The organism is Scytonema sp. NUACC21 (assembly GCF_054684315.1).
Genome location: NZ_BAAFZH010000087.1, coordinates 126,756 through 149,857, shown reverse-complemented (window position 1 = coordinate 149,857; position 23,102 = coordinate 126,756). Strand labels below are relative to the sequence as shown.

Here is a 23,102-nt window from a genome sequence, read left to right as displayed (position 1 = left end):
TACAAATCATTTATTCGTTTGATGAAGTCAATTTTGTCCAAAATCTAGTTTATTACATAGGAAGAGCCTACCGTACACCAGACTTCGGTATTTGGGAAAGGGGCAACAAAATTAATCATGGAAATGCAGAATTAAATGCCAGTTCCTTAGGTATGGCAAAAGCTGCATTGGAAGGTATAAATGGTTTAGATTTATTTGGTGTACATGGTTGTCAGGCATCGGTTATTCACGCCCTGCCAGATGAAATTGCCCGCGCTAGGATTACTTTGGAATCTCTATTACCCAGAGAATCGGCTTCAAAAGAAATTGATGCGGCGTTATTGAGTGTAATTAGTTTTCCTGCATTTGCAGTGGAAAATGTTCAGTTACGCGAACGTACCTACAACGACATTATCAAAAAGTTAGAAGGAAAATACGGCTGCAAGCGATTCCTGCGAGATGGACACCAAACAGTTTTAGAAGACACCAACCGCTTGCACTATGAACCTTTGGAACTCAAACAATTTGAGAATATTGAGTGTGAATGGCCTTTATTTTTCACCTATCTGTTTTTAGATGGGTTGTTTCGGGGTGAGCAAGAGCAAGCAAAATATTACCAAGAGCGTTTGGAGTCTTTATTGGTAGAACGAGATGGTTTGTCTTTGTTACCAGAATTGTATTATGTCCCCGAGGAGTATGTAGAGGCGGAAAAGCAATCACCCCACACTCAGCCGCGTTTACCTAATGAAAATATTCCCCTTGTATGGGCGCAAAGTTTGTATTTTCTCGGTCAAATGTTGAGTGAAGGATTGATAGCTGTTGGTGATATCGATCCTTTGGGAAGGCATTTATACATTGGAAAAAACCAAAAGCCTTTGGTTCAAATTGCTCTTCTGGCAGAAGATGAAGATTTACAAGCAAAACTGGCAGTTCACGGGATTGAAACGCAAACGCCCAAGCAAGTAGAACCAATTCAGGTCAGACAAGCTACCGACCTTTCAGCAATATACACCCAAATTGGGCGCAACGATAAACTGGGTTTAACAGGACGCCCAGTGCGGAAGTTGCGAAGTCTCACAACATCTAAAATCTTTCGCATTCGTGGTGAGACAGTTGTCTTTCTGCCCTCCTTTTTAGACCCCCAAGTTTTTTACTTAACTCTTGATTACCATTTTTTGGTGGATCAAATCAGAAGTGAACTCGCATACATCCAAAAATATTGTATTGAACTGGGACGCCCAACTTTAACTTTGATATTGACTCACACCATGTTAGAAACAGGGAGTGAGGCATTACTGGCACTGATGCAAGAACTGAAGGATGGTGTTTGTAATGGTGTCCGGGTGAAACTAGGACGGCTCAATCAATTGATACTTACAGCGGCGACTCAAAGAATTGAGGTTTTTCAAGATTTCGAGTTTTCCCAATCGTCAGTGCAAAACTCCACACCGCGCTGCTCTTACTTGATTTACAATCCAGAGAAAAACTGGAAGTTGCGTCACACTCAAGAATTTCAAATGGAGTGTGAAACAAATCTTAATTTGTTGCTTTCTTCTTTGCGATCGTCAGACAACCTTTACGAGCAAATAGAGCTGTTGCAGACTTTGACTCGTTTGCAAGGGCTGGATTTTGATACTGGCTTTGGTGGACCGGGGCGTTCCGTAACGGTGGGTGATTTGCTGGATGAGGTTTATACCAAAGCAGGAGACGCAGGCATTTGGGCAGTTGTGCGTCGTGCTGCGGGATTGCGGCAAATGAGCGATCTGAATTTGTCGGATGTGGTAACGAGTATTTTGGTACGCGGTAAGCAAATTGCAGTAGGTAAGGCTTATAGCGAAGATTCACTCATAACGCTCCCACTGTCACACAATGAAATTGTTGAGAAAATTAATGTCTTTTGTCGTGAAGATATTCGCGATCGCGTTTTGACTCAAGAAATTCTCATTTATCTGAGTGCTTTGATTAAAGCAGAACCGGAACTCTTTAAAGGGCTACTAACACTAAGAGTTGGGTATATTATATTATTAATTACCAGTGAACTGGTACGTGAGTTGGATGTCACTCAGGATGAAGCATACGAATACTTGATGCAGCTCTCACCCTTGCAGGTGTTAACACGAGTGCGTCAGGTGTTGTTTGAATACGCGAGCGTGAGCAACTTGCTGCGCCAGCAAGAGTCATTACACGTTAAACAAAAAGAAAGCGACATTGACTGGGTTGTCCTACCTATACTAGAGGAGGACATAGATGTGCCATTGGGTGGTTGGCGGCGTTTCCGCCAAGCAGAGGGAACAACCGGACGCGTGCCAAAGGACTTTTTCAAGCAGGTTTGGCTTGTTATGGAACACTGCAAAGGGCTGGTTATTGGTGACAAACTAGAGCGACGCAATCGTTTGGATAGCGAAGAAATTTTGTCAGAAATGACGCCTGGTGAAAAAAACTTTGCCCTACAAATCGAGCATCTATTAAATAAAATTGAGGCTCCTGAGTACCGACAAGTTTGTATTGAGACTTTGATGGAATTGGCAGCGATTGCATCTAGTAATCCCAAACTGCAAATTGAAGAATATATAGTGTTGGATGTACTCATCGGTCACGCTGTCAGACTGGCATGGTTAGACAAGCATTCTGACAGACGCGATCGCTATGATGAGGATAAAGCTAGTGCGTGGCGATCGTTTTACAACACTTCTCCGAGAGAGTGCGCCACCTATATTGTGAAAGCGTTCCGCTTCTTGACTGAATTTGGTCAAGATTTAGCAGCCTAATTCTTGTAGTGCGGGCTTCTAGCCCGCATAAGATGGACGGGCGGGATGCCCATCTCACAAGAAAATTTGGGACATCAGTTCAATTGTTGGGGCATCGAAACAATATGTAGGGTGGGCACTGCCCACCGCTTTTCAATTGCTACATAGTAGTAGGGTGGGTACTGCCCTGACTTTTCACGTCATGTGGAAAAGTTAACACAAAACCTAACCCTCCAGCCCCCTTCCCTATAAGGGAAGGGGGAGATATAAAAGCTTCTCTCCTTGTAAGGGAGAGGAATGGAAGTAGGGTTTTCCAGATACCGTGAAAAGTCAGGGGTACTGCCCACCGCTTTTCAATTCCTGCATAGCCCTAGCTAAATTTCTTAGAGATTTTTCAAGAACGATTTAGGAATGCTATGGCTTAATTTTGTAGGTTGCGTTAACGCAATGTGACGTACCTTTATGAGGTAATAACCTTGAAATTCGGCAATTTCTCTTTTTCTTTACAACCTCATATCACGTCCGATTCAATACTTATGAGAAAAATACACTAAGTAAGTCGGCGCAAATAATCGTTACTGGATTGTAACTGCGGTACATACGCTTAAGCGCTACTACGAACCAAATACAGAGATTTTACTTTTCGTTACATAGTTTGGTTTTTTCTCGTCGGCTTACTTATCCCGCTTGCATAAGCGTGCCCTTTAGGCAGTGAGAAACTGTTGAAAACCTGAATTTATTATCAGCAAGGTTTATCAGATTTTTTTAATACAAACGCATGGGATAACGTCAGCCTAAATCAGAAGTAAGAGAACTTTGCCAAGCTTCATAGAAGGCAGGGTAGGACAGATTTTCGGCACAATGCCAAAGAATTTGATCGCAACACCTATATAAGACAGTATCTTCATTTTTGATTGAATTCTCCAGACAATCCTTTACAGTTGCAATTACGTATGAACAAATGTTTGTCGTGAGAATTGCCTTCAAACTCAATATGGCTTGCCTACGAATATCCAAATCCTGATGAGTACGTAATAGGTTAATCAACACAGTAGCAACTTCTAAATTACCAACGCATAGTTTTCCCAGCCTATAAGTAATTCCGCAAAGCAGAAACTTGTTTTTACTGGTTTGTAAAATTTCAATAGCGATTTCAAGGAAATCTCGCTTCTCCGCCTCTGTCACACTAACAATGTTTTTTTCAGGATAATCATTTGAAAGTCTTTGTAGAGTTGCCTTCGCAAATATGTCATCAATATCTAGGTTTTTTTGAAGCTTACAAAATAGTTTTTTGGATAAAAATTTTATTTGATATAAACTATATATCCAAGGTTTAATACTCAGCTTCAAATCTATACAAGAACATAGAGATGCAAACTGATTTGCGACATTTGAACTAGTTTCTTCGCCTGAAACCAATTTGAGTGAAGTTTGAATAGCCTTAATTGCTATTGAATTTTTAGGTTGGATTGTCAACAATCTAGAAGCTATAATTAGACATAAAATTATTTTTACATGGTTAAAATTATCAGAGAAATCTGAAAAATCATTCGACCTAAGCTCGCTTAATTCTTTTAGTAAAAAATTAATATCTTCGTAAAAAATATTAATAATATCTTGTTTAACTTCATTAAGTGTAACTAAAAAATAAGCTAACAAAGCACGCTGATGTATGAGAATAATAATGAAATTATTTAGAGTAAAATTATCAATGTGCCCTAAATCATATGAACCTTTTAGCAATTGAGACAATCGAGCAGATTCCTGATAAATTTGTAATCGTTGATTTAACGCTATAATCACATGACTGTGACCAATGCCTAGCAAAACTTCTCTAGATTTCTGTGCTAATTCTTCACTAAGATTGACACGCAGATTAATAAGTATATACGGTTTTTCCTCATTTGAAACATATTGTTCATGTTCAAAATACCAAAATCCCCATTCAACCAGCTGCTCTATGAGTTCTTTTGCAAGTTCACACTCTCTAAACTCGCCTATTCCTGAAGTTGCCAGAAAGTAAGCTCGGTAGCTGTAGAAATTATTGCTCCCATCACAAAACTTTACCAGTTTTTGAATAAACTTCTCTTTATTCTCTGGCAGTACATCCTCACGTCCTAGCCAAAGTAAGATCGCTTCTCTCCACTCCGGAGCAAAAATTCGGTAGCACTTATACTTGCCAGGATTGTCTGGATCTACTACTGGTCTATCAACATGATCCTGAGGGAGAAAATATTCCCAAGATTTAATAGCACATGCTGCAAAATATTCTTGAAACGTTAGATGGAAAAACTCGTAAACTTCCTCTCCTAATCCCTCACTAACTGGAACTAACCATCCTACTCGGCAAGCTAACTTTGTAGTTTCACATAAAACTTGAAACACGAAATTATGTAACTGAAATTGATTTCTCTTTTGCTCTAATGCTATTAGAGCCAATTCTGGTAATTTTTGGTTTAGTAGGTGGCGCTCCTGTAGAGATAATTGAGTTGCCCACTTGTAGAACAATTCAACAAACTCTTTGTACAATGATGCTTTTGTATTGGGAAGTTGAATTTTTCCCTGAGGTAATTCCTGACGCCGCTTTTGCCAAATGTAACATAATAGCGTCAAACGCAATGGATTTGAAACTAAACTAAAAAGCCGCTCTTGCTCATTTAACTTATTTTGTAATTCCTGCGCTAGCTTGGGATTATCTTTGAACCAACGCTCGTTAATAAATTTGTTTACCTGAGTTAATTCAAATGGTTTTGTTTGATAAGTGTCAAAGCCAGAGAGGGCATTTCTACCAACAGTATCCCAAAGATTCACACGGCAACTGAGCACTATCCGTAGATTCTGTGGCAAGCCTTCGAGGTCAGAAGCCATTTTTTCTAATGGGCTTTCAGTTTGCCAACCCATCTCATCTAAGCCATCTAAAAGCAACCAAACTTTACCACTTGATAAAAGTTGCTCAAATGCTGTTTTCCACTCAGGCGGTGTTTCTCCTACTCCAGAATATGCTTTATTCAACCAATCGGATAAACGCTGCTTAAGAGACTTTTGGCTATCTGTTCTCAAATCTAGCCATACAGCTAAAGCATCTGGAGTCCCCAATGCAAAATTGGCAATTTGCTGCAACTGAGTTGTTTTTCCCGAACCTGGTTCACCAATAATGGCAATACGTTTGCCTTGACTTTTGTAACTCTTTCCCTCACCGATGACTTGCCTTAAAAAATTGTCTTGTGCAATTATCTGCTCTTGCTCCTCCTCACAAATCATTTCAGAGTTGTCAACGTCCTGATTCTTCTGTTGCCTTTCTCTTAGTTGTAACTCAACATAAAGGTCGCTGTAGGATTCAAACCATATCCCTGCTTTTTGTAACAGAGAGTTGATACTTGGTCTTAATTTCTCTCTCAACATCGCCTCGCTACGTTGTTGCAATTCTTTAATAACTGTTGTACTTTCAGCAACAACAGAAGATTGATTTGACAAATCTTTGTACTTTTCTGTCAACCAATTTTGCATTCTTTTATATTTACCTGGGCGTTTGTCATCCGCTTCTAAACAACCATTTTTATTGTGCTTGCTCCTAGTAAACTTTTTGAAAATTCCACTTTTCCGCTTTTTATATGCTTCACAATCTACCCCCAATTCTTCTTGAATCTGTGTTGCAATTTCATTATCTGTCTTTTTTTGATTGGCAAAATCAAACATGATTAGGAAAACTTCGTTTTGCGCTGGAGATAAACCAAATTCGTCAGCAATTTTTCTTAAAAAAGCATTCCAATTCATTATCAACCTCTTGAATTCTTATAAATCATCTTATTTTATAACAAAGATTGAATTGTGTAAGTGGAATATATCTTCCACTTAGTTCCACTTTAAGTAGAAGTTATTGGGAACTGACTTTTATAAGAGAATTTTTTACAGTGTATTTAGCAGTGAATACATTAGAAATCAGCGTTCGACAGTGAGGCAAATATGGTCGTGAAACAACTTTCCCTTTTTCATGAATATGAGCAGTCTGCGGTAACTTCTACAAACAGTGTCAGAAAAAGCGATCGCGCTCTACAACCCCTTACCCTAAGAGCAATAGATTTAGTACAGTTGCATGATGAGATGGAAGCGATCGCATCCCCTTTGCAAAAACAAATTCAAGATTTAGCGTTACGGCTAGACTCTCTTGAAAAATACACAAACAACTGTTTTGCTGACATAAACCACTTGCTAAAAGCAATTGAACCTTATAGCTATGAATTAGTATTTGACCGTTCTGGCAGTAGAGCCATACTTATAGAAGCACTGCAAAAAGCTCAAAATTTTCTGATTCTTGTATGTCCTTGGCTTACACCTGTAGGAATGCCCGATTGGGTAATACAACAGTTAGAAATTTTGCTTAAAAAAGACGTTTTAGTTCAAATTGGTTGGGGACGCTCAGACGATTTAAAACAAGGCAAAACAGATGACACTTTTTGGTACGGTGCCCTACCCAGGCTACTGAAGTTGCAAGATAAATATCCTGAAAAATTTCATTTAAAAGCATTGGGCACCCATGAAAAGTTTTTGGTTTACGATGATGTTGCGTTTCTCGGTAGCCATAACTTGCTCACATCAGGTAAATATAGCAACGAACGCGAAGTGGGGCTCCTAACTACAGATCCGCGTATTGTTCAAGGGTTGATTAAGCGTTTTAATCAACCCTTGAATTTGGAGCATCAGCGCACCTATCTAAACAGGTACTGAGGCAAAAATTGTTTCTGATTAAAGAATAAAAGCAATTATCCATCCGGTTTTTTTCAGCAGTTTTACTGGTACAATCTCAAATTTAGTAACTAAAACAACAAATCTGTTCTTTACATGGCTCAATCTGCTGACATTAGCACCAAAAAGTTAATCAGCCTTGCACCTGATAACTGGATAAAATGGGTGACGCAAATCCCCAATATCGTAGCAGGAGAAGTTCTCAACTCCGAATTCCAGTGGATTAGCCGCGAAAGTGATGTGTTAATCCGCGCCCAAAGCCCTGAGTATGGCGAATTTCTAGTTCTCAACGAGTTACAACTGCGCTACAAAGCAAATATGCCCCAGCGGATGCGGGCTTATACTGCACTTGCGGAAGAAAAGTATGGCATACCTACATATCCAGTCCTGATTAACATTCTCAAAGATACGGAGGGCGAGATTGAAATCCCCACTCGCTATGAGTCCAACTTTGCCGGATTGCAAGCCCGTCAAGACTACCGCGTGATTAACTTATGGGAAGTTGATGTTGAGTTAGTTTTCCAGCAACCTTTGCCCTCTTTGCTTCCTTTTGTCCCAATTCTCAAGGGTGGAGGGGAAGAATTCGCAATACAACAAGCGTTGCAACTTCTCCGCCAAGACGAGCAATTAAATCAGTTAGAAACTGTTCTAGCATTTTTTGCTAGCTTCGTAATAGATACTGCGCTAGTTCAGCAAATTATGAGGTGGGATATGGCGGTTTTAAGAGAATCTCCTTGGTATCAGCAAATTGTAGAACAAGGACGGCGACAGCAGTTGCTATCAAGCATTGAAATGGGTTTGGAAGCAAAATTTGGCAGTGAAGGATTAAAACTGATGACGGAAATTGCTTCTGTTACTGATTTAGAGCGATTAAACACAATTTTGCTAAATCTTTTTACTATAAGTACTTTAGATGAATTACGGAAACTCATTGCGTGATGAGTGTTCAGCAAATTATGAGGTGGGATATGGCGGTTTTAAGAGAATCTCCTTGGTATCAGCAAATATTGAAGGAGGGAGAGGTAATCGGTGAAGCACGCGGTGAAGCACGCGGTGAAGCACGCGGTGAAGCACGCGGTGAAGCACGTGGTGAAGCACGCGGTGAACGGCGAGGGGTACTATCAGGTATTGAACTGGGATTAGAAATAAAATTCGGTGCCCAAGGATTGCAACTGATGCAACAAATCTCTCAGATTTCTGATTTAGATCGGTTAAAAACTATTCAGCAAGCAATCAAGACAGTAAACACCTTAGAGCAATTGCGGCAACTCATTGTGTAACAAATACTTGTTAATCATTAAGCTGCGATCGCCTAGTATTCCGCTAAGACAACTCCTGCGGATTACTAGTTCAGCAAATTATGAGGTGGGATATGGCGGTTCCACACACCTCATTAGGATGATGAATATTTACCCTCCTTAGCTAAAACTGGGAATCGCACACCAAAAGAGGGGTGAAAGTTGGCTTAGACTCGTCTTACTTATCCAGCCAACCAGTTGCGTATTTTATTTAACGATGGTTCTACTTTTTGCCACCATGTTTCAGAAGATTCTGTTTCACTCACAGCTTTAAGTGTTGTAGTTATATAACTGAGATTTGCAGTAGCCAACTGCTTGTTGAATTCCTCCGGGACTTGAACATCTTCCTTGAGATACTTTAAGTGATTGGGTAACTCTCCTTTTTCTCTTGCTGGTAGTTTGGGAATTTGACCTAATAGTTTCTCAATCTCTTCTATTGCGTTCTTCACATCCTGCGTGCTTAAGGTTTCAGGTGACAAAGCTCCTTGAGCACATTCTACCGTCCTCCCAGTATCTAACTTTACTGTTGCCCGTTGAGGGGCAAGAGGTATAGCACTGGGTACAGTACTCGTTACCGTTCCATGTTCTCCGTTTACGACTACGCGCTGACCTGGTTTAAACATAATCGGTGGTACGTTGAAATCTAAGTACTAAATATCTACATTGTCATACAGTTTTATTCCGGTTTGAAAGCTGGTGATATATTTAGGCGTCAGAGCGCATACTGTGTGAACGAAAGCAATCCACAACAGCGTTCTGTATCAATTGCCCAGAATAAGGGCATACTCTAATTGCCAAATAGCTATGACAGAAGATAAACAAAAGCGAACAGTGTTTGCACCTCAACCAGCATTAGTTTCATCCGACTAAAGCAAGTCAATGCAGCGATCTGCCCTCCGGGATTTATCGAACAGGCTGAGGTCGCAAACTGCTATATAAGCAAATATTAACGATATTCTATTAAGTTCGTAGCACAAAAATATTATGTCTCACCCACCAATTGAACAACAAATTACTTTTTTATACACCCAAGACCTTGCTATTTCTGCACGTTTCTATGAGGATACTTTAGGTTTGGAACTGTGGCTAGACCAAGGAAGTTGCCGCATTTACAGTGTCACTGGTTCTGGATACTTGGGATTATGTCAAACTAGTGAAACTGCAATTCCCCCAAATGGTAAGCGATCGCATATCATCTTTACTATAGTTACTCAGCAGGTGGATGAATGGTATGAGCACCTCAAACAACGCGGTGTTGAATTTGAGAAGCCCCCTGCTTTCAATGAAAAGTTTAAAATCTACCATTGCTTTTTGCGCGATCCCAATGGCTATCTAATTGAAATTCAACGATTTGAGGATTGCTAAGTATCTCTATAATTGAGGCTACACTTCAGTGATTAATCTCACAAAAAACTTGTTATCAGCATCATATATCTGACGCAACAAAATCCTGGTTAATAAGTAATGCCCATTTTAAAGTACACTTTTAATACATAGTCCTTAGGATATTTATTCTAAGGGCTTTTTACTTTGCTGGTATAAAATTTAAAATTTATTTACGAGACTTGTTGTCATAGTTAATCAACTATACTGGACAGGGCTTCAGAAAAAGTAAATAAGTAAATAATTTATAGAGTGCGATGCGGAAGCCACCGTCTTGTAGGACACGGTGCGGGCGATCGCCTTACTTACTAAAATAGCTTACACAGGCAAAACAGCCAGTTTTAACAGAATGTTTGGAAAGTCATAAAGTTTACTCCAGACCTCTCTCCAAACCTCTTTCCCATAAGAAGATATGCTTTAAAACCCCCATTCCCTTGTAGGGAAGGGGGCAGGGGGGTTAGGTCAAGACAATTAGGAATGCTTATGCCTGGTTAGGAGCTCTACCTTATAGTTCGTGCTATGACAGTTTTTAATTAAAGCACGCCGTAATTAGCGTTTGCAATGTTAAAAAATATTAATTGACCGTTTTCTTTATTAACATATGCTATTAAAAAGACTGCTTAGAGTTTTGGTTCCCATCTGTTTGCTAAGTATCTGCATAATCTTTCTTCCCTCAACAATTGCACAACCGTCACGTCAAGACAGTAATGCAACACGTTTCGAGTTCGCTCTGATTGGCGATTTACCCTACGATGCTAAACAAGAAGCAAAATTCCAAGAATTAATTAAGGACGTCAATAGATCCTCAGTTCGCTTTGTAGTTCATGATGGTGACTTGAAGAGCGGCTCTAGTCTTTGCTCAGATAAACTTTTACAGGAGCGGTTGCAAGACTTCCAAAAATTTACCCATCCCTTGATTTTCATTTTTGGAGATAATGAATGGACAGATTGCCATCGCCCAGCAGCTGGTGGATACGATCCCATTGAACGGTTAGCAAAATTACGCGAACTTTCTACACAAGGAAATCAAAGTTTTGGGCGATCGAAGATTCAGCTGACTCGCCAGAGTGAGAATTCCAACTACAGCAAGTTCCGTGAAAACGTGCGCTGGACAGCAGGAGATGTTCTGTTTGTTGGCATCCATGTTGTTGGCAGTAACAACAACCTTGGGCGGAATGCAGAAAATGATGCAGAGTATGCTGAACGAAATGCTGCCAATCTTGCCTGGTTAAAAGAAGCATTTGCCCTTGCTAAAGCAAATAACAACTTGGGTTTGGTGATTGTTATCCATGCCAATCCAAACTTCGATTTACCACCAACCAATGCACAACGAACTGGCTTCAATGATTTTATCAACGCATTGCAAACTGAATTGAAAAATTATAGCAAGCAAGTCATACTCGTTCACGGAGATAGCCATTACTTCCGAATTGACAAACCTCTAAATACCTCAGATGGAACGATTGTGACAAACTTTACTCGAGTGGAAACTTTTGGGTCTCCCAATGTGCATTGGCTGCGGGTCACAGTAAACTCACGCAATCCCAATTTATTTGAGGTGAAGCAAGAAATTCTTCCTTGAGTAGGTCAACATCAGTACAATTTTCTGATTTTTTCTGTTGTGCTGCTTGTTGACCTCTAATACTACTTCTTGTTCAAGATTTTTTCAAATTTTTGTTACGATAAATTCTAAATCTTAACAATCAATATTGTTTGCTCTTCCTAAATAAGGCGTGGAATAATAAACGTAAAACACTACTTTTTTCCAAGACAAACAAAACACCGAAAATTATGTTATTTGTTACCAATCGAGTATTAAATGAAGGACCAACTCCTAGAAATGCAGACGGTTCTTTTGCTTTGCCTCGACCTATCAGCTTTGCACTTTCAAATAACCAAGTTGAGCAATCAGTTTATTTCTGCCGACGCAATGGGTCAAATAATTATGTCGAAATTGGCAGTCAAAATTTTTTTAGCGAACTAAATGCTGCAAATGTTCAGCAAATACTGCTATTTTTACATGGCTTTAATAGCCTCCCTGAAACAGGCATTTTTCCAAAAGTAGAAGAACTACAAGGTTTGTTTACTCAAAAGTCTGCTGGCTATATTTTGGTAATTCCTCTGATTTGGCCTTCAGATAATGATTTTGGTGTTGTTAAAGATTACTTTGATGACCAAAAGGCAGCTGACGCTAGTGATTTTGCCTTTATGCGTTTATTTGAGAAATTTCTGGGATGGCGTGAGGAGAACAGCACTCTAGAAAATCCCTGTCTCAAACGAATAAATATATTAGCTTATTCATTGGGCAATCGAGTGTTGCGAGGTGCTCTTAACCGTGCGGTTCAGTACTATCAACCACAAGGTTTACCTTTGATTTTTCGCAATACGTTTATGGCGGCTCCCGATTTAGTGAATGATGCGCTAGAAACCGGAAAAGAAGGTCAGTTTATTCCTCAAACTTCTCGCAATGTTGTAGTTTATCATGCTGCAGATGATTTTGCTTTGCGCTCTAGCAAAGTAACAAATGGTATAGGTAATTCAATCTCTTCTCCACGGCTCGGGCATACCGGACCTGCATCAATGGATAAGGTAGCCAGAAATGTCTATGCTTTTGACTGTGCGGATTTTAACAACAGATATGATTCCCCATTGGGTCATGGATATTTTGATACAGCAGAAGATGGTAATCCTGGCTTAGTTTTTGACCATATGTGGGAATGTATTAGAATTGGGAGAGTGCCAATGAATGTGTCTGGCGATCGTAGTCAGATTTTGGATAATCGGTTTTGGTTGGGAAGGTAGTTTCAAGTTTTCTTGAATGCCATATCCGTCGATCGCTTGAGTTATCAAGACTGCCCGGTACAAAATTTGCTATATTTTCGGATTCCTGTGTATTTTCCCAGGTATCGGGCACAGATAAATTGCTATTACCAGGGGTCTTCTTATTTTGTAGTTTGGAGTCATCATTAAAAGTCCCTTGGGTCTTATCTTCTATAAAAAATGCTTCTTGAGCGGGAACGGATAGAACTTCCATTTCTGTAGCAGATTCAGCATTTGCCCGAGTATAAGCTCCAAAGGAAAGCAACATCGCAAGGGTTATCAAGGTCAACTTTAGAAAGCCAAAGGAATTTAATTTTAATTGAATTTGTATAAATTTATTCATAATGTTTAGATGTATGTTACTGAAATTACATTAAATTAACTAGCATTTTCATTAATCTTACTTAGTACATACATACACCCTGTTTCCCTGTCACTTTAGGTAGAACTTATAAGTACTAACACTATTAGGATGCAATGAATTGGTGATGAGAGTATTGTTCCCAGTCTCTTGATGACGTGATAATTATCACTGCTGCTATGTGACGGCGATCGCAAACTTTTTGTGTCCCACATCATGTCTGGTTGAACACCCCCTGAAAAAAATGCTCTGTAGAGGTATGCACGTAGAGTTACGAAATTGCCACAATAAACAGGTCAACAGGTCTTTCAATGGGGCGGAGAACCAAGCCGCAGCTCGGGTAAACGAGGGGCGCGATACGTACTGGGTCCATTGCACCCCCAGTGGTGGAGCTAAATCAGTACGGATCGAACTGCCGGGTGAATGGGAAACTTCCTACTCAGACGAGGATTTGCTGGGTAAAATCGAAGCAAAGCGGTAGTAGCAGAGTAGCTATGGCTCAGGCGTAATAGCCTCTTGAAGATTTTTATCTATGTGATGAGCACCCCTCAGGTTAGCTCCTCTGAGATTAGCACCCACTAACTTTGCTCCTTTGAGGTTAGTCCATCTCAAATCGGTATTGCTCAAATCAGCCTCACTCAGATTAGCCCGCACTAAGTAGGCACTGCTCAAGTGAGCCTTGCTGAGATTGGCTTTGTAGAGGTCAGTTTTGTATAGGTAAGCCCCCATCACTTCCGCTTCAAACAGGTTTGCATTGCTCAGGTCGGCAGCAATCAGGTTGGCTGCAACTAGGTTTGCAAAACAGAGGTTAGCCCGAATTAACTTTGCTGTTCCTAAATCGGCACCTCTCAAGTTAGCGCCACTCAAGTCAGTTCCAATTAGGTTAGCATCAGCGATAATGGCGTCTTTGAGATTGGCGTCGCTCAAATTAGCTCCAATCAGATTGGCATAACTCAGGTCAGCCTGTGTCAGTTTGGCACTAGTTAAATTAGCAACACTCAAGTTAGCTGCACTCAGGTTAGCTTCCATAAGGTTGGCTTTGGAGAGGTTAGCGCTACTCAAATCGGCACCACTCAGGTTGGCTCCCACAAGTGACCCATGACTCAAGTCAATTCTGGTCAAGTCCAACCCTTGAAGGTCAGCGCCACTCAGGTCTAGTTCAACTTGAGGATATTGCTCCCTCCATTCATTCCATGCGATCGCACCTGCTTTGAGCAGAGCCAGATGCCTGTGATTTGCCATTTTCCTGTTACTCCTGACGACCTCTGGGGTTTGTCCGACCTGCTACACTTTCAATTGCCGTCAACGCTCCTGCTGCACCTGCAAGAATATCGCGTTCTTGTCCACCTAAGTAAAGCCGTCCAAAACTACCGACAGCTTGAACCTCAAGAATGTTAATTGCTGCAGCTTTCTCGGCTTCATTTGCAGCTAAGGCGGCGTAAGCTGCAGGCTCAACCTCTAATACATAAAGCGTTTGCCCTGCCAATAAAAGTTGTCCCCGCCGGGTGCGGTTAATGAGTTGTGTTTGGTAAGCATCAATGTTGCGGATAATTTGGCTGGAAACAACACGCGGTTTGAGACATTCCTCTCTGCGGACTCCCAGCGTCGCTAAAATTGCTTGACCGGCAGCTCGCGTTTCCCCTTGGGAAGCAGAATGAACTTCTAGCAAACCGTAGAGTCGTTCCACCACCTGTACTCCAGGACGGACAGAAGCAGCTTTGAGGGCTACATCCGTGATTTTATTAATTTCAATACCAGGAGAAATTTCAACCCATAGCGACGTATCCCCTGGTAATGGCAAGAAACCTTGAGCTACCGTTCCCATGTATAACACAGGCAGCACTTTTAGAAGCGATGGAGGAGATGCAAGTCACCCTTGATGGTGAGAGTTTGCCCTTGCCAGATTTATTTTGGGTGATTGCAACCCAAAACCCCCTAGAATTTGAAGGGACTTATCCCCTACCAGAAGCACAGTTAGATAGGTTTTTATTCAAACTGGTAGTTGATTACCCCTCTCAAGAGGCGGAAAAGCAAATGTTACTCAATCGTCAAGCAGGTTTTGCTGCACGACGATTGGATATTGCTCGTTTGAAAGCAGTCGCAACAATCGCTCAAATTTTGGAAGCACGACAAGCCGTCAAAGAAGTGAAAGTTTCTGAGGCAATAATTGATTATCTCTTGGCATTGGTTAGAGCCTCGCGACAATATCCTGACTTAACATTGGGAGCATCGCCTCGCGCTGCTGGTGCTTGGTTGCAAACGTCGCAAGCTGCTGCATATCTGGCTGGCAGAGATTTTGTGACTCCTGATGATGTCAAAGCAGTTGCGCCTCCTTTGCTGCGTCATCGTTTCATCCTCAAACCAGAAGCCATGCTGGATGGTGTACAAATTGACGCGGTTATTGCTTCGATTTTAAATAAAGTTCCAGTCCCAAGATGAAATATAAAGGATGAAGTATAAAGGATGACTCAGGAACAGCAGAAGTATCGGGATATTGGGGAACGTTCGTTTGAATATGCTTTAAGAGCAATTAAGCTATATCAATTTTTGCAGGAGGGCAAAGACCAAGCTGGTAACATCATTAGTAAACAATACCTTTAGATAAATCAGGTATCGTTCCAAGTAAACGTTTAACATTGCTCATGACCGAAAATGAAGAGCTAATTGCAATTATTACCACCATTATTATTCGTGCTAAACAGCATAAAAGCTCATAATTTCATTCATTAACTCTTACTTTATCCTTCATCCTTAATCCTTCATCCTTTAAAACATGGTTCCTTCAAAAAAAGTTTATTTTCTATTAATATTAGGAATTGCTCTTGCCTCAGTTTCAGCAATCTTTCTTGGGATTCCAACTAGCATCCTTTTGACTTTGCTGTTTGATGTGATGGTGCTGGTGTTTACGCTTGTAGATGGTTTGCAAGTACGCCGCGATCGCGTGCAGGTAACACGGGATTTACCATCAAGATTTTCCATTGGGCGAGATAACCTAGTTTTAGTTAAGGTTAACTCGGGAAAATCCACAGCTATCCTTCAAATCCGCGACTTCTACCCAACTGAATTTGGGGTGTCTGTACCACTACTGAATGCCACTGTTCCCAGTAACAGTACTCGGGAATTAACTTACACTGTCCACCCAAGTCAACGTGGAGAGTTTCCTTGGGGTGATATCCAAGTAAGACAACTCGGTGCTTGGGGCTTAGCTTGGGATAATAGAAAGGTTCTTCATAGCATAAAAGTCAAAGTGTATCCGGATTTGGTGGGTTTGCGATCGCTTTCCATTCGCCTCACACTGCAGTCGTCCGGTGTAAACCGTCAATCCCGTCAGTTGGGTTTTGGCACGGAGTTTGCTGAACTGCGTAATTATCGCACGGGTGACGATTTGCGGTTGATTGATTGGAAAGCGACTGCCCGTCGTGTAGGCACACAGGGTAATACACCGCCTTTGGTTAGGGTATTGGAACCGGAACAAGAACAAACTTTGCTCATTTTGCTTGACCGAGGACGGTTGATGACTGCAAGAGTGCAAGGTTTGCAACGGTTTGACTGGGGTTTAAATGCCACCCTATCTCTAGCTTTAGCAGGGTTACATCGGGGCGATAGGGTGGGGGTAGGAGCTTTTGACCGTCAAATGCATGTGTGGATTCCTCCAGAACGGGGTCAACATCACTTAAGTCATCTCATCGACCATCTCACTCCCATTCAACCCGTACTCTTGGAATCTGATTATGTGGGTGCAGTAACTAGTGTTTTGCAGCAGCAAACTCGGCGCTGCCTTGTGGTAGTCATTACTGACTTAGTTGATGTGACTGCTTCTACTGAACTCTTAGCGGCACTGACCAGATTAACACCCCGCTATCTACCGTTTTGTGTCACCCTGCGCGATCCTTTAATTGACCAGTTAGCACATACCCCGACAGATGAGGTGACAACTGCCTATACTCGTGCTGTTGCCCTAGATTTACTAGCGCAAAGGCAAGTCGCATTTGCCCAGCTCAAACAAAAAGGGGTTTTGGTCTTGGATGCTCCGGCGAGTCAAATTAGTAACCAGTTAGTTGATAGGTACTTACAACTCAAAGCACGGAATTTACTTTGATTTTATATTGATAAAGTTTCTATGTTCTCTGGGTAACCTGTCCGAAACGCCAGAAAGGCACGGTGTAGATACGGATAGATTGAATTTAAGGGAACACACTGAGACCTTTAAACCAATCTGTATTTTTAAACCCATCTATACCTAAGTACTATGAGCCAGTTTCTGCCACAACAATCCAAATTCAGCACCCGTAGCTTTGTTAAGTTGGGCTTAATTTCGTTAGCACTGTCCCTGTCACTGGGAACTCATAGTCGGGCACATGCTGAACAGGTTGAAATTATATCGGTTCCACCACAAGAAGCTTTCTTTGTAGAAGATAAGACTGCTGCTACTTCTGATAAGGATGATTCTGGTTCAAAAGCTGGGGAGACCTTGACCGATGAAACAATGTTGCCCGGTATGCGCGACAATTTGGAAACTTGGCAACATGGGAACACAGCAAATTCTTCCTCCGGCACTTCTAACTCCTCAAAGCAGGTGCAAATGTAACAATTTTTAACTGCATCTGGAATAAAATAGTGTTTTACTGGGAATAAGCTTCAAAACCGCAACCGCAAGCTCGTTTAGTATTGTTAGGAATCTTAGGACGGTACCAGAGGCGATCGTTTAGGCAATAGAGGCATTATTATTAATTGATGGTCGAGTACAAGTCTCCAGAGTGAGTCTTTATCTACCAATTATCTTTACTCGTAATTTAAATATCTAAGTTTTTAACATATGATGCAGCAACTCAGCATCGGTAATATTGTTAATCTTGGTCTCTACCTATATCGTTCTCGTCTAAAACTATATTTTAAGTTAGCTTTAACCGCACATTTATGGCTGCTGATTCCTATTTATGGGTTGGCTAAATTTTATACAATCGCTGGCTTGATGTCCCGCTTGGCCTTTCAAGATTTGGTTGGAAATTCAGAAAACCTTCAATCTGCAAAAAGTCGAGTTAATCGTCAAATTTGGAACTTTTTATTTACTGGTATACTAGTTAACATTATAGTTTTTATATTTTTTATTCTATTTTATTTATTATTATCTTTAATTGCTGGATTAATCTTTTTTATTATTACATTATCATCAGGAGGTTTACTGAGAATCAATTCAACCTACCCTTTCGGTAATTGGTTATTTGCAATAATCCTTGTCCCTACGGTTATAATTATCTACTTAAGCCCTTTTTGGTTTTATTCTTGGTTGTTTGTAACGGATTTGCCTTTAGTTGTAGAGAAAAAGGTAAATTCATTTAAAGCTATTGGAAAAAGCTGGCAACTTACAAAAGGCTATATCAGACGTGTTTTAGGAACTATTTTTATTTCTATTCTCATAACTTTGCCAGTTTTAACAGTATCTTGGTTTGTTTGTAGTTTATTGTTAGGAGGAGTTTTGGGGATATTCTTTCAATCTTTTTTACAGCAGCCTGACAATGATTCACTTATAGGAACATTAATTTTAGTCTCTATAAATACAGTGTCTGGATTGTTTACAATGCCCTTTTGGCAGGCAGTCAAAGCTGCCATGTACTATGATATCCTTTGCCGCAAAGAAGGCTTTGATTTGAAGTTATCCAATTCTACCAGCCAAGAACAGCTTGAATTAGAATCAGAATTTTAAGGTAATACCAATTTGGAAAAAGAATGCAACACATTCTCTACAAACTTTGTTGCTTGCGGCTGCAATAGGCTACCAAAATTGCGAATAATCCTATTCCCACAATGTACTTGAAAGGGTCTGAAACCTGGGGATTGGGAGAGAAAAAACCCTCAATCGTACCAGCAAGAATTAACATTGGCACAACGCCAAAGATTAACTGTACTGCTTTAGAACCATAGAATTTCAGTGCATCTGTACGGCGATATTTACCGGGAAATAAAATTGCTCTTCCTATTAAAAAACCCGCACCACCTGCAAAGAAGATTGCAGGTAATTCTAGAGAACCATGAGGTAAGACAAAAGCCCAAAATGGATATGCAAGATTGTTTTGACCTACTAGCGTAGCAATAGCACCAATTAACAAGCCGTTAAGGAACAACAAGAATGCCGTGTAAAATCCAGCAGTGATACCACCAGCAACAGCACCGAAAGACACTGACAGGTTATTGATTGTGATTCTGCTAGATGCTAAAGGTTCAATGCCGACAATCGAACCCATCCACAATTTGTGGTCGTCTCGTACCATTTTGATGATGTGTTCTGGCACTACGGCTGACATAAACGTTGGATCTTGCCATGCATACCACCAAGCAACTAACGCTCCTAAGACAAAGGTAGCAAAGGCTGTAGCAGTGTATGGAAATGTTTGCTGCACTACAGATGGCAATCCCCAACGGTAGAATTGTACTACTGCTTGCCATTCCTGCCGTCGCGAACCTTGATAAATTTGTGCGTAACCTCTATTCGTTAAATTATGTAAATTTTGTATCAAAGTATTACCTAGTTGTTGAGTGCGGGCACGTGCCAAATCTGCTGCCACTGAGCGATACAAGCTGGCTAATTCTCTAATCTCTGTTGATTGCAGCGATTTTAGACCTTTTTTCTCTACCTGCTTTAATAAAGCGTCGAGGCGCTGCCAGTTTGGTTCTCGCCGCCCTATCCAACGTTGAATATTCATAAAGTTTGGGAATACTAAGTATTAATTAACTTAAGATAGCTTGAACGCACGCTAACTAACTTCGGGTGAGCTAAACCATAACTTTTACAGTGTTATCGGTTTTCTCGATTTGTTCGTTGAGCTTCAGTATTGTAAATATCAAACTGCTATGCATATATTGAATCGTGTAAAATTTCGTACACCAGAAAGTGTAGAACTAGAATATACCCTCGCTGGTATAGGTAATCGCGCCTGGGCGTTGCTTATCGACTACCATATTCTAGCTGTAATTATGATACTGTTACTCATCACCTGGCTAACAGTTTCTGTTCAACTTAACGAATTGTGGAAGGCGATTTTTGGTGAGAAAACAGCTCTTTGGTTACTCGCGATCGCATCCCTCATTGGCTTTACTATTTATGCAGGTTACTTTGTAATTTTTGAAACACTTTGGCAAGGGCAAACCCCTGGTAAACGCTTTGCTAAAATCCGTGTTGTTCGAGATGATGGTAGACCAGTAGGGCTGCAACAAACAACATTACGTGCTTTGCTACGACCCGTTGACGAGTTTTTGTTTATTGGAGCGTTTCTAATAATGTTTGCTCGACGTGAAAAGCGTCTGGGTGATTTAGCAGCTGGTACAATTGTGATTCAACAAATATCTACTGCATCAAAAAAGTTTACCATTTCAGAACAGGCAAAGTCCCTCAGCGAGCAATTGCTAGAAATGACGGATTTATCTGCCATGTTACCTGACGATTTCGCTGTTATCCGAGAATATCTCTACAGACGCAGCGCCATGGCACGAAAGGCTAGAACCCCAGTAGCTGTGCGACTTGCTCAAGATGTTAAAGAGATTCTTAATCTAGAAAACCTACCAGAAGACGCTACCCCCGATCTATTCTTGGAAGCTATTTATCTTGCTTATCAACAAGGTTCGTATAGTTCGTAGGTTGGGTTGAGGAACGAAACCCAACATTTAAAGTATGAAATATGAAGGATAAAGGATGAACATAGTAGCTCGTCTAATTTGTTAGGTAGGAATTAATCGATTGGTTGGACTGTTTTCTTTCTCCCTGCACCCCTGGAGTAGGGTGGGCTTACAAAGGAGGAGTTCTGTTTGCCCCTTCTTCCCTCAGCATAGCTGCCTTTTTGCTTGACGTACAGCTTTTAAATATGTCACAAATCCTCTAGATGGCTGCACCCAGAGGACTGAAAATTTTTAAACAAGGTGAATTGACTTGACAAAAGCTTTAGCTTTCAAGTTTGATTAATCAAATTCAATAATAGATTAAACCTTTATTAAGCAAGCACTATAAAAAACTGTTTTCCCAATCGACGCTCTTATAATGCTCTCTTTTCTCTTCTTCTCTTCTCCCTATCTTCACTGTTCCCTGTTAAGAGTTCCCTATTCAGCACTTGTTCAGTTAGCATAACAAGTGCTGAAGAACTAAATACAGTCATTCTTAATTATTAGCAATAAGAAAGCAAGCTCAACCTTCCCAAGCTAATGTAATAAGGGCATTGACGATCGCCGCAGCAACTGGAGAACCCCCCTTTCGCCCTTCTACAAGAATTTGATTCACTGAAGTTTTTGCCAGTGCTGCTTTTGACTCAACAACAGAAATAAAGCCAACAGGAGCACCAATGACTAAAGCAGGGCGTTGTGCTGAGGGTGTTGTTAACTCATGGCAAAGAGCTAGCAAAGCTGTGGGAGCATTGCCAATGACAAAAATTGCTTCTGGAAACTCCTTATAGCATTGCAGCAGACCAGTTTCAGTACGCGTTTTCCCTGGAAGTGCCGTGACAGTGGTTTCCACTGCGCTTATTAAAGGATTTCCAAAGGTTTGGGCTACTAACCCTGTAATGCCCTGTTTGACCATGCCCACATCCGTGACGATTGGGACACGACGGCGTATGGCTTCAATCCCTGCCTCAATAGCGTTGTCTGAAAACTTTACCAGGTGTTTAAATTCAAAATCGGCAGTACTGTGAATGACACGGCGGACAATGGCGTATTCAGCACTGCTAAAATCATGGTCGCCAATTTCGCAGTCAATAACAGCGAAGCTCTGCTCCATAATGGGATGAATAGAGAGATTCATAAGACCTAACGCATTCAACGGCTTCCTTCCCACTCCAAAATTACCGATATTTACAGGGGGAGATGGTGGGCAGTGCCCACCCTACTCCAAAATTACCGATATTTGCAGGGGGAGATGGTGGGCAGTGCCCACCCTACGAAACTAATGACCAAGGACCAAGGACTAATGACCAATGACCAAGGACTAATGACCAAAATTGACTACTGGCCAGTCTGATTCACGATAATAGCGGGTCATATCGTCAAATTTCCGCAACTCAGCACGGTGTATGAGAAATTCTGGAAACTGTTCTCTCCATTGGTCGTTGAGCTCGGAAAAAATGGAAGCTAGGTTATCGCGGTCTAAACTGGATGAAATTTCCCCAAAATATGCTAGGGTGATGTGTGCTGTTAAGTGATAGTGTTGCTCAATCCCCAATGCCATGAGATTGGAGTTTTGATAAATTGTCCGGCGAAAGTTCATAATTTGCTCGTAGGAATCTTTATCCTGGGGTACTAAGCAAACACCTATAGCTCTTGGCATAACTATCAGTCCCTGCATTTGCCAGCGGATAGGATGGCTAGTCGATGCTATAGATTGTTGATATTGCTGAAAGATTTCCACAAAGCGAGAGCGTATCTGCTCGTCAAATTTTGGATTTTTTTCACAAGCATCGCGGTAAGCACCATCCCAAATTAAATCAGCTAATGTCAAATGAAAGCTCGCAGGAGGTACCGGCACAATCAAATCGGAGTTTACAGGTAACTTTAAAAGTTCCTGTTGGTAACTTTGTAAATTTGTGTAGAAAGCAGTGTTTTCTGAGTCGTCTTCCCAAGGAGGAGTTATCACCGTGTAACCGGGGAAGGGTACTGCTTGCCTTCCTTCTGGGCTCTGCTGAAACTTAGAAGATTCCTGGATATGCTGGGCTTGGGTTCTGTAAGCTTCTAACAGCGTCATCCGCGCTACTCTATTTAAATAAGTTTGGTAATTGTCGTCCAACCTAGATA

20 protein-coding genes and 2 pseudogenes are annotated in these 23,102 nt (G+C 41.0%); 14 read left to right on the top strand and 8 right to left on the bottom strand.

Going from position 1 to position 23,102, the window contains the following annotated elements; all coding sequences use genetic code 11:
• A partial coding sequence (locus ACYRY3_RS22365) for a glycoside hydrolase family 15 protein (protein WP_460203831.1) occupies nucleotides 1–2,747 on the top strand: 2,747 nt, incomplete at its 5' end.
• Nucleotides 2,748–3,515: 768 nt separating this feature from the next.
• Here ACYRY3_RS22365 and ACYRY3_RS22360 read toward each other — a convergent pair.
• Nucleotides 3,516–6,500: an NACHT domain-containing protein gene (locus ACYRY3_RS22360; RefSeq protein ID WP_460203830.1), complete on the bottom strand. Its 2,985-nt coding sequence runs from the start codon at nucleotides 6,498–6,500 to the stop codon at nucleotides 3,516–3,518.
• Nucleotides 6,501–6,695: 195 nt separating this feature from the next.
• Here ACYRY3_RS22360 and ACYRY3_RS22355 point away from each other — a divergent pair, with 195 nt between their 5' ends.
• The 3 genes and pseudogenes from ACYRY3_RS22355 to ACYRY3_RS22345 all read left to right on the top strand — a co-directional run.
• Entirely contained in the window at nucleotides 6,696–7,451 is a 756-nt protein-coding gene (locus ACYRY3_RS22355; protein ID WP_460203829.1) for a phospholipase D-like domain-containing protein, read from the top strand.
• Nucleotides 7,452–7,565: 114 nt separating this feature from the next.
• The gene (locus ACYRY3_RS22350) at nucleotides 7,566–8,408 is read left to right on the top strand and encodes an Rpn family recombination-promoting nuclease/putative transposase (RefSeq protein ID WP_460203828.1); all 843 of its coding nucleotides are present in this window, start codon (nucleotides 7,566–7,568) and stop codon (nucleotides 8,406–8,408) included.
• A 5-nt stretch (nucleotides 8,409–8,413) separates the two neighbouring features.
• Nucleotides 8,414–8,749: pseudogene (locus ACYRY3_RS22345) on the top strand (transposase); the annotation flags it as partial.
• A gap of 200 nt (nucleotides 8,750–8,949) precedes the next feature.
• On the opposite strand, the gene ACYRY3_RS22340 reads toward ACYRY3_RS22345, so the two are convergent.
• Entirely contained in the window at nucleotides 8,950–9,390 is a 441-nt protein-coding gene (locus tag ACYRY3_RS22340; protein WP_460203827.1) for a hypothetical protein, read from the bottom strand.
• Between the two features lie 361 nt (nucleotides 9,391–9,751).
• On the opposite strand from ACYRY3_RS22340, the gene ACYRY3_RS22335 reads away from it, so the two are divergent.
• The 3 genes from ACYRY3_RS22335 (at nucleotide 9,752) to ACYRY3_RS22325 (ending at nucleotide 12,952) form a co-directional block, all read left to right on the top strand.
• Complete coding sequence (locus ACYRY3_RS22335) at nucleotides 9,752–10,132, top strand: VOC family protein (RefSeq protein WP_460203826.1); 381 nt, start codon at nucleotides 9,752–9,754, stop codon at nucleotides 10,130–10,132.
• Between the two features lie 619 nt (nucleotides 10,133–10,751).
• Nucleotides 10,752–11,732, top strand: a complete 981-nt coding sequence (locus ACYRY3_RS22330) for a metallophosphoesterase (protein ID WP_460203825.1) — start codon at nucleotides 10,752–10,754, stop codon at nucleotides 11,730–11,732.
• 209 nt (nucleotides 11,733–11,941) lie between these two features.
• Nucleotides 11,942–12,952 (top strand): alpha/beta hydrolase, encoded by a 1,011-nt coding sequence (locus ACYRY3_RS22325; protein ID WP_460203824.1) that lies wholly within the window; start codon nucleotides 11,942–11,944, stop codon nucleotides 12,950–12,952.
• Here ACYRY3_RS22325 and ACYRY3_RS22320 read toward each other — a convergent pair.
• A complete protein-coding gene (locus ACYRY3_RS22320; protein WP_460203823.1) occupies nucleotides 12,873–13,313 on the bottom strand; it encodes a hypothetical protein in 441 nt (146 codons plus the stop codon). The two genes, ACYRY3_RS22325 and ACYRY3_RS22320, sit on opposite strands and share 80 nt — an antisense overlap.
• 277 nt (nucleotides 13,314–13,590) lie before the next feature.
• On the opposite strand from ACYRY3_RS22320, the gene ACYRY3_RS22315 reads away from it, so the two are divergent.
• Complete coding sequence (locus ACYRY3_RS22315; RefSeq protein ID WP_460203822.1) at nucleotides 13,591–13,812, top strand: hypothetical protein; 222 nt, start codon at nucleotides 13,591–13,593, stop codon at nucleotides 13,810–13,812.
• An 11-nt stretch (nucleotides 13,813–13,823) separates the two neighbouring features.
• On the opposite strand, the gene ACYRY3_RS22310 is transcribed toward ACYRY3_RS22315, so the two are convergent.
• Entirely contained in the window at nucleotides 13,824–14,573 is a 750-nt protein-coding gene (locus ACYRY3_RS22310) for a pentapeptide repeat-containing protein (protein WP_460203821.1), read from the bottom strand.
• Between the two features lie 7 nt (nucleotides 14,574–14,580).
• Nucleotides 14,581–15,156 carry a hypothetical protein gene (locus tag ACYRY3_RS22305; RefSeq protein ID WP_460203820.1) on the bottom strand — a complete coding sequence of 192 codons (576 nt, stop codon included), beginning with the start codon at nucleotides 15,154–15,156 and terminating at the stop codon, nucleotides 14,581–14,583.
• Between ACYRY3_RS22305 and ACYRY3_RS22300 the strand changes: the two are divergent.
• The 5 genes and pseudogenes from ACYRY3_RS22300 to ACYRY3_RS22280 form a co-directional block, all read left to right on the top strand.
• Nucleotides 15,153–15,770, top strand: a pseudogene (locus ACYRY3_RS22300) (AAA family ATPase); the annotation flags it as partial. The gene ACYRY3_RS22305 and the pseudogene ACYRY3_RS22300 sit on opposite strands and share 4 nt — an antisense overlap.
• Before the next feature lie 24 nt (nucleotides 15,771–15,794).
• Nucleotides 15,795–15,932, top strand: coding sequence for a hypothetical protein (locus ACYRY3_RS22295; RefSeq protein WP_460203819.1), 138 nt, complete (start codon nucleotides 15,795–15,797; stop codon nucleotides 15,930–15,932).
• A 172-nt stretch (nucleotides 15,933–16,104) separates the two neighbouring features.
• Nucleotides 16,105–17,430 carry a DUF58 domain-containing protein gene (locus ACYRY3_RS22290; RefSeq protein ID WP_460203818.1) on the top strand — a complete coding sequence of 442 codons (1,326 nt, stop codon included), beginning with the start codon at nucleotides 16,105–16,107 and terminating at the stop codon, nucleotides 17,428–17,430.
• 150 nt (nucleotides 17,431–17,580) lie between these two features.
• A complete protein-coding gene (locus tag ACYRY3_RS22285) occupies nucleotides 17,581–17,919 on the top strand; it encodes a hypothetical protein (protein WP_460203817.1) in 339 nt (112 codons plus the stop codon).
• Between the two features lie 228 nt (nucleotides 17,920–18,147).
• Nucleotides 18,148–19,035, top strand: coding sequence for a hypothetical protein (locus ACYRY3_RS22280; RefSeq protein WP_460203816.1), 888 nt, complete (start codon nucleotides 18,148–18,150; stop codon nucleotides 19,033–19,035).
• 37 nt (nucleotides 19,036–19,072) lie between these two features.
• On the opposite strand, the gene ACYRY3_RS22275 is transcribed toward ACYRY3_RS22280, so the two are convergent.
• Nucleotides 19,073–20,032, bottom strand: coding sequence for a stage II sporulation protein M (locus ACYRY3_RS22275; RefSeq protein ID WP_460203815.1), 960 nt, complete (start codon nucleotides 20,030–20,032; stop codon nucleotides 19,073–19,075).
• A 148-nt stretch (nucleotides 20,033–20,180) separates the two neighbouring features.
• On the opposite strand from ACYRY3_RS22275, the gene ACYRY3_RS22270 reads away from it, so the two are divergent.
• On the top strand, nucleotides 20,181–20,963 hold the full coding sequence (locus ACYRY3_RS22270) for an RDD family protein (RefSeq protein ID WP_460203814.1): 783 nt from the start codon (nucleotides 20,181–20,183) through the stop codon (nucleotides 20,961–20,963).
• Nucleotides 20,964–21,504: 541 nt separating this feature from the next.
• On the opposite strand, the gene ACYRY3_RS22265 is transcribed toward ACYRY3_RS22270, so the two are convergent.
• Together ACYRY3_RS22265 and ACYRY3_RS22260 are read right to left on the bottom strand one after the other, a co-directional pair.
• Nucleotides 21,505–22,116 (bottom strand): cobalt-precorrin-8X methylmutase, encoded by a 612-nt coding sequence (locus ACYRY3_RS22265; protein ID WP_460203813.1) that lies wholly within the window; start codon nucleotides 22,114–22,116, stop codon nucleotides 21,505–21,507.
• A 183-nt stretch (nucleotides 22,117–22,299) separates the two neighbouring features.
• The gene (locus tag ACYRY3_RS22260) at nucleotides 22,300–23,094 is read right to left on the bottom strand and encodes a DUF1868 domain-containing protein (protein ID WP_460203811.1); all 795 of its coding nucleotides are present in this window, start codon (nucleotides 23,092–23,094) and stop codon (nucleotides 22,300–22,302) included.
• Nucleotides 23,095–23,102: the final 8 nt, after the last annotated feature.